Annotated in this window: 13 protein-coding genes and 1 tRNA gene; 7 read left to right on the top strand and 7 right to left on the bottom strand. The window is 69.9% G+C overall.

The annotated features are described in order from the left end of the window. Positions 1-9 precede the first annotated feature (9 nt). The 5 genes from aceE to CEY15_RS15275 all read left to right on the top strand — a co-directional run bounded on the left by aceE (position 10) and on the right by CEY15_RS15275 (position 7,266). The gene (gene aceE / locus CEY15_RS15255; RefSeq protein WP_095719152.1) at positions 10-2,805 is read left to right on the top strand and encodes a pyruvate dehydrogenase (acetyl-transferring), homodimeric type; all 2,796 of its coding nucleotides are present in this window, start codon (positions 10-12) and stop codon (positions 2,803-2,805) included. Continuing rightward, entirely contained in the window at positions 2,802-4,133 is a 1,332-nt protein-coding gene (locus CEY15_RS15260) for a PucR family transcriptional regulator (RefSeq protein ID WP_095719153.1), read from the top strand. Before aceE ends, CEY15_RS15260 begins: the two co-directional genes overlap by 4 nt. A gap of 155 nt (positions 4,134-4,288) precedes the next feature. Beyond that, positions 4,289-5,215 (top strand): ACP S-malonyltransferase, encoded by a 927-nt coding sequence (locus CEY15_RS15265; RefSeq protein WP_095719154.1) that lies wholly within the window; start codon positions 4,289-4,291, stop codon positions 5,213-5,215. Positions 5,216-5,319: 104 nt separating this feature from the next. Next, a complete protein-coding gene (gene acpM, locus CEY15_RS15270) occupies positions 5,320-5,571 on the top strand; it encodes a meromycolate extension acyl carrier protein AcpM (RefSeq protein ID WP_095719155.1) in 252 nt (83 codons plus the stop codon). Between the two features lie 258 nt (positions 5,572-5,829). Further along, on the top strand, positions 5,830-7,266 hold the full coding sequence (locus CEY15_RS15275; protein ID WP_017835616.1) for an acyl-CoA carboxylase subunit beta: 1,437 nt from the start codon (positions 5,830-5,832) through the stop codon (positions 7,264-7,266). Between the two features lie 152 nt (positions 7,267-7,418). Here the strand turns inward: CEY15_RS15275 and CEY15_RS15280 are convergent, their stop codons facing one another. The 4 genes from CEY15_RS15280 to CEY15_RS15295 form a co-directional block, all read right to left on the bottom strand. Continuing rightward, positions 7,419-7,928 (bottom strand): DUF3145 domain-containing protein, encoded by a 510-nt coding sequence (locus tag CEY15_RS15280; RefSeq protein WP_031264494.1) that lies wholly within the window; start codon positions 7,926-7,928, stop codon positions 7,419-7,421. Positions 7,929-8,141: 213 nt separating this feature from the next. Then, positions 8,142-9,017 carry a serine hydrolase domain-containing protein gene (locus CEY15_RS15285; RefSeq protein ID WP_176475143.1) on the bottom strand — a complete coding sequence of 292 codons (876 nt, stop codon included), beginning with the start codon at positions 9,015-9,017 and terminating at the stop codon, positions 8,142-8,144. 94 nt (positions 9,018-9,111) lie between these two features. Then, positions 9,112-10,692 carry an ABC transporter permease gene (locus tag CEY15_RS15290; RefSeq protein WP_095719156.1) on the bottom strand — a complete coding sequence of 527 codons (1,581 nt, stop codon included), beginning with the start codon at positions 10,690-10,692 and terminating at the stop codon, positions 9,112-9,114. Continuing rightward, positions 10,689-11,663, bottom strand: coding sequence for an ABC transporter ATP-binding protein (locus CEY15_RS15295; protein WP_095719157.1), 975 nt, complete (start codon positions 11,661-11,663; stop codon positions 10,689-10,691). Before CEY15_RS15295 ends, CEY15_RS15290 begins: the two co-directional genes overlap by 4 nt. A 59-nt stretch (positions 11,664-11,722) precedes the next feature. On the opposite strand from CEY15_RS15295, the gene CEY15_RS15300 reads away from it, so the two are divergent. After that, positions 11,723-12,832 (top strand): alpha/beta hydrolase, encoded by a 1,110-nt coding sequence (locus CEY15_RS15300; protein WP_095719158.1) that lies wholly within the window; start codon positions 11,723-11,725, stop codon positions 12,830-12,832. Positions 12,833-12,839: 7 nt separating this feature from the next. On the opposite strand, the gene CEY15_RS15305 is transcribed toward CEY15_RS15300, so the two are convergent. The 3 genes from CEY15_RS15305 to CEY15_RS15315 all read right to left on the bottom strand — a co-directional run bounded on the left by CEY15_RS15305 (position 12,840) and on the right by CEY15_RS15315 (position 15,347). Continuing rightward, a complete protein-coding gene (locus CEY15_RS15305) occupies positions 12,840-13,745 on the bottom strand; it encodes a permease (protein WP_245847652.1) in 906 nt (301 codons plus the stop codon). 84 nt (positions 13,746-13,829) lie between these two features. Continuing rightward, positions 13,830-13,906: transfer RNA gene (locus tag CEY15_RS15310), tRNA-Ile, on the bottom strand. A gap of 55 nt (positions 13,907-13,961) precedes the next feature. Further along, entirely contained in the window at positions 13,962-15,347 is a 1,386-nt protein-coding gene (locus CEY15_RS15315; RefSeq protein WP_017835623.1) for a carboxylesterase/lipase family protein, read from the bottom strand. A gap of 62 nt (positions 15,348-15,409) precedes the next feature. Here CEY15_RS15315 and CEY15_RS15320 point away from each other — a divergent pair. Then, positions 15,410-15,706 (top strand): nuclear transport factor 2 family protein (locus CEY15_RS15320; protein WP_245847653.1); only part of this gene is annotated, 297 nt, incomplete at its 3' end.

A 15,706-nucleotide genomic window follows, 5' to 3' on the forward strand; every position in this document is an offset into this window, starting at 1 on the left:
ACGAGACGCATGACCGAGACCGTAGGCACGAGAGATGGTTCCGCACCCACCAATGTGCCGGTCCTCCGCGAGGGGGTCGCGTCCTACCTCGCGGACTCGGACCCCGAGGAAACCCAGGAGTGGATGGACTCACTCGACGGCATGCTCGCGGAGGCAGGCCCCGAGCGGGCCCGCTACCTCATGCTGCGGCTCCTCGAACGCGCGTCCAAGCAGCGCGTACCCCTGCCCGCCCTGACCTCGACGGACTACGTCAACACGATCCCCACCAGTCTCGAACCCGAGTTCCCGGGGGACGAGTCCGTGGAGCGCACCTACCGGCGCTGGATCCGCTGGAACGCCGCGATCATGGTGCACCGGGCCCAGCGTCCCGGCATCGGCGTGGGCGGCCACATCTCCACCTACGCGGGGGCGGCACCGCTCTACGAGGTGGGGTACAACCACTTCTTCCGCGGCAAGGACCACCCCGGCGGCGGGGACCACATCTTCTTCCAGGGGCACGCCTCGCCCGGCATGTACGCACGCGCCTACCTCGAGGGGCGCCTCCGGGAGCACGACCTGGACGGTTTCCGACAGGAGAAGAGCCACCCGGGCCGGTCCCTGCCCTCCTACCCCCATCCACGCTCCCTTCCCGAGTTCTGGGAGTTCCCCACCGTGTCCATGGGGCTCGGCCCCCTGAACGCCATCTATCAGGCGCGGTTCAACCGCTACCTCGCCAACAGGGGAATCAAGGACACCTCGCAACAGCACGTCTGGGCGTTTCTCGGGGACGGGGAGATGGACGAGGTCGAGTCGCGCGGAGCCCTGCAGGTGGCCGCGAACGACGCACTGGACAACGTGACCTTCGTGATCAACTGCAACCTCCAGCGCCTCGACGGCCCGGTCCGCGGGAACGGGCAGATCATCCAGGAGCTGGAGTCGTACTTCAGCGGTGCCGGGTGGAACGTCATCAAGGTGGTGTGGGGACGCGAGTGGGACGCTCTGTTCGAGAAGGACACCGAGGGTGCCCTCGTCTCCCTGATGAACTCCGTCTCCGACGGCGACTACCAGACATTCCGGGCCAACGACGGCGCCTGGATCCGCGAGCACTTCTTCGGCCGCGACCCGCGTACGGCCAAGTTGGTGGAGGACCTGTCCGACGAGGACATCTGGGCCCTACGCCGCGGTGGCCACGACTACCGGAAGATCCACGCCGCGTACAAGGCGGCGCTCGAACACACCGGTCGACCCACGGTGATCCTCGCGCACACCATCAAGGGGTTCGGACTCGGCCAGAACTTCGAGGGCCGCAACGCCACGCACCAGATGAAGAAGCTGACGCTGGACGATCTCAAACAGTTCCGCGACAAGCAGCTCATCCCGATCACCGACGAGGAGCTCGAAGCCGACCCGACGTTGCCGCCCTACTACAACCCCGGGCCCAACTCCCCGGAGATCCGCTACATGCTGGAGCGGCGCAGCGCGTTGGGCGGGCACGTGCCGGAGCGGCGGCAGAGCTTCACCCCGCTCTCTGTGCCGAGCATCGAGTCCTTCGCGTCGTTGCGCAAGGGGTCGGGCAAGCAACCGGTGGCCACCACGATGGCCCTGGTCCGCACCTGCAAGGAGCTCCTGCGCGACGAGTCCCTGCGGGACCGGATCGTCCCCATCATCCCGGACGAGGCCCGGACCTTCGGCATGGACTCGTGGTTCCCGACCCTGAAGATCTACAACCCGCACGGGCAGAACTACACCTCGGTCGACCACGACCTGATGCTGAGTTACAAGGAGTCCACCAGCGGCCAGATCATGCACGAGGGCATCAGTGAGGCGGGGTCGGTCGCCGAGTTCACGGCGGCGGGTACCGCGTACGCGACCCACGGCGAACCCATGATCCCGCTGTACATCTTCTATTCGATGTTCGGCTTCCAGCGCACCGGCGACAGCATCTGGGCCGCCTCGGACCAACTCGCGCGCGGGTTCCTGCTCGGCGCGACCGCCGGCCGTACGACCCTCACCGGGGAGGGACTGCAGCACATGGACGGCCATTCGCCGTTGCTCGCCGCGACCAACCCGGGCATCCTCTCCTACGACCCGGCGTGGGCGTTCGAACTCGTCCACATCATGCGAGCGGGCATCGAGCGGATGTACGGTCCGGCCGCGGCGCACGAGACCGATACCGATGGTGTCGACCACAACGTCTCGTACTACATCACCCTGTACAACGAGCCCGTCCCCCAGCCGCCGGAGCCCGAGGGCCTGGACGTCGACGCACTGCTCCGCGGTCTCTACTGCTTCCGCAAGGCGGAGAAGGGAACGCACGCGGCGGCGATCCTCGCCTCGGGCGTCGCGATGTACGCCGCGGCCGAGGCCCAGAAGGAGCTTGCGGAGAAGTGGGACGTCGCGGCCGACCTCTGGTCGGCCACCTCGTGGAACGAGCTGGCCCGGGACGGTTTCGAGTGTGAGCGTCACGAGCTCCGTCACCCCGACCAGCAGCCCCGCATCCCGTTCGTCACCGCCTCACTCGACTCCAGCAAGGGACCGAAGGTGGCGGTGAGCGACTTCCAGAAGGCGGTGCCGGACCAGATCCGTGGGTGGGTCCCCGGGGATTACACCGTCCTGGGCACCGACGGATTCGGGTTCTCCGACACCCGGCCGGCCGCCCGTCGGTTCTTCAACACCGATGCCGAATCGATCATCGTCGCGGTTCTCGCCGGTCTGGTCCGGGAGGGCAGCATCGACAAGCGCACCCTTCTTGAGGCCGCTCGCCTCTACCGGATCGACGATGTCATGGCGGCGCCCGAGCCCACGACGGATCCCGGCGTGGCGTGACCGAGGTGACCGGGGCCGCGACCGGGGCCTCCGGGGGTGCCACGGAGGCGGCCCCCCCGGGCGCCGAGGCGGGGGCCGGGACAGGAGCGGTGGCCGGGGGCGGGCAGAAGGCCGCGACTCCGTCCCGGCGCCGGTCCTCGCGGGCCCCGGATCAGCGACCGGTCTCGGACGCGCTCCTCAAGCGCATCACCCGGTACTCGGGGACGCTCTCCACGGAAGCGGTCCGGTCCCTGGAGGAGGACCTGCCGTTCTTCGCGGGACTCTCGGCGGACCAGCGGGCGGAGATCCAGCTCATCATCCAGAGCGCGGTGCGTGACTTCGTCACCTGGATGCGCAACCCCGAGGCCCAGCACACCGACACGATCGCCGGGTTCAAGCTGCTGCCCAAGGGCCTCGGTCAGGGACTGTCGCTGCAGGAGACCGTGCAACTCGTCCGTTCCACCTGTGAGTACTTCGAGTTGGTGATGCCGCGGATCACCCACAACGAGCGGCAACGAGGGCTGATGATCGCCGCGGTGCTGAAGTTCGGGCGCGAACTCGGCTTCACGGCGGCCTCCGTCTACGCGGCCGCCGCGGAGAACCGGGGCGCCTGGGACACCCGCATGGAGGCGATGCTGGTGGACGCCGTGGTCCGTGGGGACCGCCACGCCGATCTCGCATCCGGCGCCTCTGCCCTCAACTGGGACCCGACCACCGCGGCGACCGTGATCGTGGGTCGCCCCAGAGCAGACCTGGGGCTGGCGGCGGTGCCCGCCACGCACAAGGCCGCCGTCGCGGCGGGCCGACACGCCCTGGCCGTGGTCCAGGGGGCACGCCTCGTCGTCATCCTGTCCGGGGAACTGGAGTCCGCCTCCGCCGTCCCTGCCTCGGTCCTCGACGCCTTCTCCCCCGACGCCCCCGTGGTCGTCGGACACACCGTCGGTTCACTCGCCGAGGCCCCGGACAGCGCCGCCGAGGCGATCGCCGGCGCCGCGGCCGCGACCGGGTGGCCCGGCGCGCCCCGTCCGGTGGCGGCGATCGACCTGCTGCCGGAACGGGTCCTCGGCGGGGACCGCGGGGCCGCGGTCATGCTCGTGGAGCGGATCGTGACCCCGCTGAGGGGCGCGGATCCGTCGCTGGAGGAGACCCTCCGGGCCTATCTGGACTCAGGCGGCCACGTCGAGGCGTGTGCCCGCGAGTTGTATGTCCATCCCAACACCGTGAGGTATCGACTCAAACGAGTGAGCCAGATCACGGAGTTCGACCCCTTGGACGCGAGAGAGGCATTTGTCCTCCGTATCGCCCTCGTGCTCGGCAAGTTCACCGATCGAAGCCCTCAGGAGAGCTAAACATTCACTCTCGTCACACCGTGTAACGAAACCGCTGCTGCGACAGATGTCAGCGCACTCAACACCGATTTTGTGGGAACCCCACAAAATCCCGCCGTGGTTTCTGGCTACGAGAACATCATCCGACAGAGGGCATCACGTGTTGTCTGATACTCGTGCTTTGCCTCACCGCCCCAGGACAAGGGTCCCAGAAGGCCGGAATGCTCGCGCCGTGGCTCGAGCTCCCCGGCGCGTCGGACCGTCTCGACGAGTGGTCCGCCTCGAGCGGACTCGATCTCGAGCGCCTCGGCACCACGGCGACCCTGCAGGAGATCACCGACACCGCGGTCACCCAACCATTGGTGGTCGCCTCCGCACTGCTCGGCGCCGCGGAGCTCCGTCGGCGGGGCCGGGTCCCTGCGGACACCATCATCTCCGGACACTCCATCGGCGAGGTCGCGGCGCTCGCGATCGCCGGGGTGGTCTCCGAGGCCGACGCCCTCCGCCTGGCTTCGGTCCGCGGCGCCGCGATGTCGAAGGCGTGCGCCGACCGCCCCACGGGGATGATCGCCGTGCTCGGTGGGGTGGAAGCCGACGTCCTGCTGGCCCTCGAGAACGCCGGTCTGGAACCGGCGAACCGGAACGGCGCCGGGCAGATCGTCGCCGCCGGCCCCCTCGAAGCGTGCGATGCTCTCGAACAGAACCCCCCGATCCGCGCCCGCCTGCGGCGCCTCGACGTCGCCGGGGCGTTCCACACCGGTCACATGGGGTCGGCCGTGGAGGAGTTCCGCGCACTCGCGGACACGATCGAGGTCCGCGACCCGAAGTTCACTCTGCTCTCCAACTCCGACGGCAGGGTCGTCACCTCGGGCAGGGACGCCCTGGACCGCGTGATCTCCCAGATCACCCATCCCGTCCGCTGGGACCTGTGCACGCAGACCATGCTCAAGCTCGGCGTCGACGCCTTCATCGAGCTCCCGCCGTCCGGTGCGCTCGTCGGCCTGGCCAAGCGGATGATGCGCGAAGTGCCCCGCCACGGCGTGACCACGCCCGAGGACCTCGAGGACGCGCTCGACGCCGTCCCGGCTCTCAGCGGCGCCTAGACCACCCCCACGAACCCGCGGTCACCGGCCTGGTCCGGTGGCCGTGTCACGACGACCACGTCGCACCCGGCCGGGTGCGACGACACCACCAGAAAGGACACCACATGGCACGCACCGAGGCCGAGATCATCTCCGGACTTGCGGAGATCGTCGAGGAGGTCACCGGGATCGAGCCCTCCGAGGTGACGCCGGAGAAGTCCTTCGTGGACGATCTGGACATCGATTCCCTGTCCATGGTGGAGATAGCCGTGCAGACGGAGGATCGCTACGGGGTGGAGATCCCGGACGAGGATCTCGCCAAGTTGCGTACTGTGCAGGATGCGGTCGACTACATCCAGAAGATCGACCAGAGCTGACACCACGTCCCGGAGCACGGGGCGGGGGCGCATTCAGGGCCGAAGGTGCGGTCGGTGCACCAGACGAGCTCGCGTCCCCTCCCCATATCCGGGACCCGACACACCAGAACACTCCGCGTCATGCGGGGTGACGGGCGGACGGCGCGATCAGGGACGGGGGTCCCCGATCGTTCGCCTCCCCCACACCAGCCAGTCCGGGGGTCCATCAGGAGCGCACCCTCCCAACCGGGAGATGCGCCACGGAAAGGACTGCATTCGATGACCATCACCAGCGCCGTGGACCAGACCACTCAGATTGACCCGCGCGACCCCGTCGCACGGCTCGAGACTCTCTTCGATCCTGCATCGCTCGAGTTCCTCACGGAGCCAGACGCCTCGGGCGCACTCGCCGCCCGGGGACTGATCGACGGCGAAGCCACGATCGCCTACGCCACCGATGCCACCGTCATGGGTGGGGCGATGGGCCTGGACGGCTGCCGCCACATCGTCCACGCGATCGACACCGCCATCGACGAGCACCTGCCCGTCGTGGGCGTGTGGCACTCGGGCGGAGCCCGTCTCGCCGAGGGCGTCGAGGCCCTCCACGCCGTGGGCCTCGTCTTCGAGGCCATGGTGCGCGCGTCGGGCCACGTGCCGCAGATCTCGGTCGTGCTCGGCCCCGCCGCGGGCGGTGCCGCATACGGCCCCGCGCTCACGGACGTCGTGATCATGGCGCCGGCGGGCAAGATCTTCGTCACCGGCCCCGACGTGGTCCGCTCCGTCACCGGGGAACAGGTCGACATGGAGGGACTCGGCGGCCAGGACGTCCACCACCGCAAGTCCGGTGTGTGCCACATCGCCGCCACGGACGAGAAGGACGCGCTTCACCGCGCACGTCGGCTGGTGACCCTGCTGTCCGCCCAGGGAGAGTTCGACCTGCGCGCACTCGAGGGCGACCACACGGACCTCGCGGGGCTCCTCCCGGACTCTCCCAAGCGGGCCTACGACGTCCGTCCCCTCGTCCACGGCATCCTCGACTCGTCCGAGCTGGACGGGAGCACGACCTTCGAGGAACTCCAGGCCAAGTGGGCACCCAGCATCGTGGTGGGCTTCGGCAGGATGTCGGGCCGCACGGTCGGGGTGATCGCCAACAACCCGCTCCGCCTGGGCGGCTGCCTCAACTCCGAGTCCGCCGAGAAGGCCTCGCGGTTCGTCCGCCTGTGCAACGCGTTCGGTGTCCCTCTGCTCGTCGTCGTCGATGTCCCGGGGTATCTCCCGGGGGTCTCACAGGAATGGGACGGCGTCGTCCGCCGCGGCGCCAAGCTGCTGCACGCCTTCGCAGAGGCATCCGTCGCCCGCGTCACGCTGGTCACCCGCAAGATCTACGGCGGTGCGTACATCGCCATGAACTCGCGCGCTCTCGGCGCCTCCGCCGTGTTCGCGTGGCCGGATGCGGAGGTCGCGGTCATGGGCGCCAAGGCGGCGGTGGGCATCCTCCACAAGCGCACACTCGCCGCGGCGCCCGAGGACGAGCGTGAAGCTCTGCACGAGCGACTGGCCGACGAGCACGCCGCGATCGCCGGCGGCGTGGGCAGGGCGGTCTCGATCGGCGTGGTCGACGAGGTCATCGAGCCCACGGACACCCGTCGCCGCCTCGCCGAGGCACTGGACGCCGCCTCTCACGTGCGGGGCCGGCACAAGAACATCCCGCTGTGACCTGATCCCACAGTGCCCTGGAGGCCCTCCGCCGGCACGACTGGGGGCACCGGACACGAGAACGCCCGCACCCCGAGAGGGTGCGGGCGCTCATGGTTCGGTCGGGAGTCGGCCCGGTACGGGCGGGAGCCGGCGCGGGCCGGGAGCGGAGGTCAGCCCACGCGGGAGAGCCAGGTGACCTCGGCAGCGGCGGGGTGCCCACGGAGTGGCTCGAGGGCGCGGTCCCACGCGGTCCCGAGTTCGGCGTCCACCGCGGAATGGAAGGCGGCGGGGCCGGCGGCCATGAGATGCCGGAGCCGGTTCTCGCCGATCACCACGTCACCGCTCGCGCCGGTCTGGCCGCGCCACATCCCGAGTTCGGGGGTGTGGGAGAAGCGTTCGCCGTCGACGAGGTCGCTCGGGTCCTCGGTGACCTCGAAGGCCAGCATCGACCACTTGGCCAACGAGTCGGCCAGGCGCGCACCGGTGCCTACCGGACCGATCCAGTCGACGATCGCCTTGCGGGCGCCCGGCTGGGCCGGCTGGTCCTCCCACCGCATAGCTGAGGACGCGTCGAGCGTGCTCGCGAGAGCCCACTCGACGTGAGGGCACAACGCGGTAGGCGCGGCGTGGATGAACACCACACCTGTCGTCGTATCCGCGAAATGGTTCAGATCAGACATCGCTTCACTCCCGACTCACTGAGGGACGTCTTCCCCAACGACCTCGCGAAATCGTGTGAACGATGATTCGTATGTGGTTGTAGTAGACAACTGTGCCTCAAGTGATGGAATTACACCAGCGACACTTCTGCATTCTCAGCAAAGTTACAGCACCGTAATCCCGCCGGTGTGAGTCCCCGGCGGCGTGTCGGGGCATCGGAGACGCCGGAGCGATCAGCCTCCGAGTGAATCCTCCGGACGACTGCGCCGGGTCGCGGCGTCCACCACGCGGTCCGACAGCTGCGGCCACAGCGGCTTGGCCCAGTCCCCGAAGTCTCGGTCGGTGAGCACGACCAGGGCCGTCTGGATCTCCGGCTGCACCCACAGCAGCGTGCCGGACTGCCCGAAGTGTCCGAAGGTCCCGGGAGAGTTGTGCTGGCCCGTCCAATGGGGGTACTTGGCGTCGCGGAGCTCGAACCCCAGGCCCCACGGGCACGGCTTGTGCATGCCGTACCCGGGCACGATGCCGTCGAGGCCGCGGAACTGCTCGGTCACCGCCTCCTCCAGGGTCTCGGGCGCGAGGAGCGTCGGGGCGACGAGTTCGGTCGCGAAGGAGATCAGGTCGGCGAGGCTGGCCGACGCTCCGTGCCCGGCCGATCCCTCGAGCGCCGTCGACCCCATCCCGAGCGGCTGGCACACGGCCTCGGTGAGGTAGTCGGTGAACGCGATCCCGGTGGCCTCCGCGATGTGGTCGGCGAGGACCTCGAAGCCCGCCGAGGAGTAGATGCGTCGCTCCCCCGGCCGGGCGCGGACCTTCTCGCGATCACTGAAGTCCAGTCCCGAGGCGTGGGCCAGCAGGTGGCGGACGGTCGCCCCCTCGGGACCGGCGGCCTCGTCGAGGGAGATCGCCTCCTCCTCGACCGCGAGCAGTGCCGCCACCGCCACGATCGGCTTGGTCACCGAGGCGAGCCGGTAGACGCGGGTGTCGTCGCCGCGCACGGCCAGGGCCCCCTCCGGGCCGACGACCGCCGCCGAGACGTGGTCCACCGGCCAGTCCTCGACCACGGCCAACGCCGCATCCAACCGGTCTCGATCGAACTCGTCCGACATGTGATCCTCCCGGGTGATGGCAGATCGGGCCGCCGCCGGCCGGATCGTCTACAGCTGCGGGGTCAGTGTGTCAGCTCCGCCGCCCCGTCCGCGGTCACGTCCGCGGCACGTCGCGCCGACGGAACCCGACCACCCCCGCGGCCACGAGGGCCACCGCCAGGACCACCAGCACCGTGACCCCCATCGTGTCGACCGGTCCGACGGGTGCCCGACCCACCGCCCCGAACGGTGACAGGCGCATCTGGGACTCGGTGAGCCGGAGGGTGGGACCCATGAACGTGACGACGGCCGAGACGGCGAACACCGCCCAGGCCAGCGCCTGAGCGCGCGGCAGCAGTCCGAACAGGGCGACCGACAGGCCGACGAACACCATCACGGCGGGCACCTGCCAGGATCCGGCCGCGACGATCCGACCCACCGAATCCGGGTCGTCGAGGGCGACGGCAGTGGCCAGGGCGAACGCCGCGGACCCCGCCACGACGACGACTGCGGCTCCCGCGGCCACGACCGCGGTGTGCAGGGCGAGCGCCGACCACCTCGAGCGCCCGGCCGCGAGTTCGAGCTCCAACCGCCCCGAGGTCTCCTCACCCCGCAGTCCGCCGAGGGTCTGCAGGGCGAATCCCGCGCCGAGGATGCCGACGAACACCACGAGCATCTGCACGAGTGAATCGACGAGTGCCGGGGACGCGACGAGGAAGTCCGCGAGGGCGGGGTTGGACATGATCGCCTCGACGACGACGTTCATCAGGGCGCCGTACATGGTCATGAGTGCCACGACCCCGAGAGTCCACCCGATGAGCGCGCCGAGGTGCTGGTGGACCGCCACGCCGAGCTCGGACGCCCGCCACCTCGACGCCGAGGCAGGCCCCGTGCGGGCGGGAACCAACCCCTCGCCGAGATCGCGGCGCCCGGAGAGCCACAGGGCGGTAGCGGACAGCAGCGCGGCCGCCACCACGGCCACGAACAGCGGGAGGGCAGAGGGATCACCGAACGGGCGGACCAGTCCGAGCCACCCCAGCGGCGATGTCCAGCTCACCCAGTTCTCGTAGGTGTCCCCGATGCCCCGCAGCACCAACGTGAGGCCGGCAAAGGTCAGGCTGGTCGCCCAGACGGTGCGGTTATGGGCCACCACCTGCGCGAGCACCGCCGTGGCCGCGGCGTACACCCACCCGGTGGCGACGATCGAGGCCGCGTAGAACGCGGCACCGGTCCGGTCGACCGGGATGGCCAGGGTCGACGCCCAGATCCCGGCGCCGAGGAGCAGGAAGACACCGGCGACGACGACGACGGTTGCCGTGACCGGGGCGAGCCGACCCGTCCTGGCGGACAGCAGGAGTTCCGTCCTGCCGGTCTCCTCCTCCCGGCGGGTGGACCGGGCGGTCAGGGCGATCGCCATGATCGGGATCGCGAACGAGGCGATGGACGCGTACTCGTTCATCATCACCCCGCCCAGGGTGTCGAGTCCGGCCACCCGGCCGTTGAGCATCACCATCGCCTCGCCGAGGGAGGCCGAGTAGGTGGCGAGCTTCTCCGGGGTGTCGTACAGCGCCGCGACCGAGACGCCGGTGACCAGGTACAGCGCGACCAACCCGAGGACCCACGCGGCCGCGGACCGCCACCCCGTCCGCAGGTCGATCCGCACCAGCAGGCCGGTGCCGGCCAGCGCGGAGCTCACCGTGGCCCGCCGGCGGTCGTGCCCGCATCCGCAGGCCCCTCGGCAGATCCCTCGGCTGCCCCCGCGCCCGAGTAGGCGCTGAGGAAGAGGTCGTCCAGGCTCGGCGGGGTGGCGGTGAGGGTGTGGATCCCGGCCGCGTGCAGGATCCCCGTCACCTCCCCGAGCCGCTGGGCCGGCACGTGGCAACGGACATCGAACCGCCCGTCCCCGGAGCGCTCGTACCGGAGACCGTCGACCCCGCCGACAGCCTCCAGTGCGCGGGGGTCGGTGTCGGTGACGGCGTGGACCTCCGTCGTGGTGTGGCGACGCAGGTCGCCCAGGGTGCCCGAGCTGATCGTGCGGCCGTCGCGGATGATGCTCACACGATCCGCCAGCGCTTCGACCTCGCCCATGATGTGGCTGGAGAGCAACACGGTGGAACCGCCGTCGACTGCGTCCCGGACACAATCCTGGAACGCCCTCTCCATCAGCGGGTCGAGACCGGAGGTGGGCTCGTCCAACACGAGCAGTTCGGCTCCGGACGCCAGGGCCGCGATGAGCGCGACCTTCTGCCGGTTGCCCTTGGAGTAGTCGCGGGTGCGTTTGGTCGGGTCCAGGCGAAAGCGGTCGATCAACTCCGCGCGGCGTGCCGGGTCCAGTCCCCCCAGCGCTCGACCCAGGATGTCGATGCACTGGCCCCCGGTCAGCCGCGGCCACAGCGTCACCTCCCCCGGGACGTACGCCAACCTGGAGTGCAGTTCGACCGCGTCCCGCCACGGATCGCGCCCGAACAGGGTCGCCCGACCCGAGTCGGACCGCATGAGGCCCAACAGGATCCTGATGGTGGTGGACTTTCCAGAGCCATTGGGGCCCAGGAAGCCGTGAACCTCGCCGCGCCGCACCTCCAGATCCAGGCCGTCGAGCGCCCGCGTGGCACCGAACGTCTTGACCAGGCCCTCGACGTGCACCACCGGGTCCGAATCTGAACGCATGACCAGTCCCTTCGTCGAATCCTCTCGATCATCCTCTCCATCCTCGGCACAATGTGGCAATGCGCTCACCGATGTCCGGACACAGGACCTTCCGCCCCTCGATCACCGACCGCCTCACCAAGGCCGTCATGACCGCCTCGGGCTCGGTGCCCGCTCCGGTGATCCAACTGGCCGGTGGCGCTCCCAGACGAATCGACGGCCAGGTCCTGGACCCGCACTTCCAGGCGGGGGTCCGCGTGATGTCCCTGCTGTCCGAGGGCGAGTACGAGGACATGCCGCTCGAGAAGGCGCGCGAGACCGTCGAGCGGTCGGCGTACACCGTCTCGGGTAACCGGATCGAGCTCGCCGTCGTCAAGGACCTCGTTCTGCCGCTCGCCGGTACCGACCGTCCCGACGACGAGACCGCCCGCGCCGACCTCCCCGCCCGGCTGTACTCCCCCGTCCACGGCGACGACCCTCTGCCGATGCTCGTGTACTTCCACGGCGGCGGGTGGGTGCTCGGGAGCATCGACTCGCACGATGCGACCTGCCGGTACATCGCCCGCATGGGTGGCCTCAAGGTGCTCAGCGTGGACTACCGATTGGCCCCCGAGTTCCTCTTTCCCACGGCAGCCGAGGACGCCGTGGCCTCGTTCCGCTACGTGCGGGACAACGCCGAGTCCCTCGGGGTGGACCCCACGCGCATCGCGGTGGGCGGGGACAGCGCGGGCGGCAACCTGGCGGCGGTGGTGTGTCAGCAGACCCGCGATGCGGGCGAGAAGACCCCCGACTTCCAACTGTTGTTCGTCCCCGCGACCAACATGTCGGCGCGGACCCGCTCGTTCGAGTTGTTCGGCGAGGGCTTCTTCCTCACCGGGAAGAACATGGACTTCTACGAGAACACCTACCTGCGCTCGGACGACGACCGTCTCGACCCGCGCGCGTCCCCCTTGCTGGCCGAGGACTTCTCGGGCCTACCCCCGGCACACGTCGCGACCGGCGGCTTCGATCCGCTGCGCGACGAGGGCGAGGCCTACGCACGGAAGATGGCCGACGCCGGGGTCACGGTCTCGCTGCGTCGCCACTCGACGATGGTCCACCCGTTCGTCAACGCCGTCGGTGCCACCCCACTCGCCCGCGCCGCGCTGTCGGAAGCGGTGGGTGCGCTGCGGATGGGTCTTGCGTACTGATCGGCGGTCACGGTGATACGCCGCTCGACCGGCGGCGTCGGTCCGCCCGGTAGCCCTCCGCCGCGAGCAGGGCCAGGGCGAGGCCGAGCAGGACGAAGGTGACGGTGTCGACCCCCCGGATCGTCTCCCCGAGCGCGAACGCCACGGCGACCAGCAGCACCGGTTCCAGGTATCCGAGGAGCCCGAACAGGGGAAGCGGGAGCAACCTCGACGCGGCGAGGTACGCCGCCATCGCCGCCGCACCGGCGAGGCCGACCGAGAGAAGGGCGACGGTCCCCGCGATCGACGACGGATGCTGGGTGCCGGACCAGATCAACCACCCGCTGAGAGGCGTGAGCGCGGCGACCTCCCACCCGAACGCCATCGGCGTGTCCATACCGACACGGCGGCGAACGACGAAGTAGGCCGGGTACCCCGTACAGATCACCAACGTCACCCAGGACACGCTGGGCGTCACCGCGATGTTGACGACGACGGCGACGGCGGCGATCCCCACAGCCACCCACTGCCAGGTGGACACCCGCGACCTGAGAACGACCCGGCTGCCGATCACCAGGGCCAGCGGCAGGAGCAGGAACCCGATCGACGCATCCAGGGCATGGCCGTGCAGCGGTGCCCAGGAGAACAGCCAGAGCTGAACCCCGACCAGCGCGCAGAGCAGCCCGAACACCAGTGGAGACCACCACGTCCGCGTGAGGGCCGACCACGAGTCACGGGCCATCGCTCGCCCCGAGGGGAAGAGCAACACGAGGCTGTAGCAGGCGAAGGTCACCACGATCCGCCACCCGAAGACCACCTCGGCGGAGGCGTCGATCACCCCGGAGAGGTAGAAGATCAGGCCGAACAGGCTTGACGCCACGACGACGGCACCGACCCCGCGCGCGGTATCGCCGATGGCCCCCGTCCGGTTCATGGGGAAGAACATATAGTCGACCGCCCCGGTGCGGGTGGAGGACCCTGCGCGATCGAACCGCGACGGTGGCCCACTCGGCCCTTCTGGTGGGGCCAGCGGGGCTCGAACCCGCGACCAGCGGATTATGAGTCCGCGGCTCTAACCAACTGAGCTATAGCCCCCCGCACGCGCCGGGAACGTCCACCGGCACGTGCGGCGCAATCGTAGCAAGACCTCTCACCGGGCCTCCGGCCACCAGACTGCGCGCACTGCCGAAAGACCGTCGGGGACCTGCGCGGGCGGGTCGTTCCACGCCATCACCACCCGATCGGGCGAGTCGTACGCGGGGTGGCCCGGGTCGCCGGTGGTGACAAAGGAGACCCACGAGTCGTGCATCGCCTCGACCAGGCTCGCCGGCGCCGGTGCACCGAGATAGCGTTCCACGTTCTCACTGTCCGGGACCGCCCAGAAAAACGGCAGATCGGCGCAGTGCCTGGGTCCGTTGCCCCCGGTCCAACAGAAGTCATACACCCAGGTCGGGTCTCCGGCGGCGACCCTCGTCTCGGCGGCCCGGGCCACCGTGGAGTGGATGGCGGCCGCGTCGATGACCGCGCCCACGCTACGTCGCAGAGACCGGCCGTTGGACTGCCGGGCCAACGCCCTGAGCCCCTGCCTCGGGAGCTGCTGCGACAACGCCATTAACGCGGCCCCCGGCACCAGCGCCGGGCCCGGGAGCTTGTCCGAGACGGCCTCGAACTCCGTCGCGGTGGAGCCGATGAGCAACGGAACTCCCGTGGATTGCCCTGCCGCGACGGCTTCCAGCGGAGGGACGGGGACCGTCTCACCTCCGACCACCGGCCGGAACGGGAGCGTGAACTGGTTCTCCCGTCGCAGTCGCCGGTGGAACTCGTCGACGGCGCCGCGCCCCCCGGCGGCCAGCCCCTCAGCGGTGACCCCCTTGGGCGGGTGTGTTGCCGGGGCCCGCAGGACCGCCGGTGACGCCGCGATCGCCCCGTGGAACAACCCTGCCGCCGGCGGCGAGCCCAGCAGGCACAGCACCGCTCCCCCGCCGGCGGACTGACCGGAGACAGTCACCCGGTCGGGGTCTCCGCCGAACGCGGCGATCTCGTCCCGGACCCACTCGAGTGCGGCGATCCAGTCGAGCAGTCCCCGGTTGTCCGGGGCGTCGGGAAACGGGGTGAAGCCCTCCACGCCGAGGCGGTAGCCGACCGAGACCACGACGATCCCGCGGCGAGCGAAGGTCGACCCGTCAAACCAGGGCTGGTGGGAGGACCCCGATTCCCAGCCGCCTCCGTGGATCCACACCAGCACCGGGTGGGAACCGTCCTCCGCCGGTGCCCACACGTCCACGTGCAGGATGTCGCTCCCCGCGACGATCGGCTCGGGGATCGCCGGGTCGGGGTCGAACCTCAGCCGCTGGGCGGTGGCGGCAGGCCGGGTCGCGTCTCGGACCCCGTCCCACGGTTCCCGGCGGGCCGGGGCAGCGAAGCGCAGGTCGCCGACCGGGTCCTCGGCGTAGGGGATCCCGTAGAAGCGGACAACGTCACCGAGGTCGGTGCCGCGGACGCGGCCGGTCGAGAGAGTGACCTCGGAGTGAGTCATGGGCGCCAGGTTAGCGACGACAGCTGAGATCACCCTGCAATGCCTGCTACGAAAGAGGGATGATGAGTGACAGGGATCGAATCATCGAACGGCTGGCCGACGTCGCCACCGCTCTGGACACCCGCGACTGGGCCGGGCTGCGAGAGATGTTTACCGAGACCGCGAACGGATACGGAGCCGCCGGTCGGGAGCAGGTCATCCAGACGGTGCGAGACCACTTGGGCGGGTGTGGCCCATCCCAGCATCTCCTGGGAAATCACCGGGTCCACCTCGCGCTCGAGGGGAACGAGGACCGGGCGAAGAGCCTCACGTACGCGCGGGTACTCCACCTAGGAGCGTGGGTCAGTAACACGCCAGTT

The sequence above is a fragment of the Dietzia natronolimnaea genome (assembly GCF_002289575.1).
Classification (GTDB): domain Bacteria; phylum Actinomycetota; class Actinomycetes; order Mycobacteriales; family Mycobacteriaceae; genus Dietzia; species Dietzia natronolimnaea_A.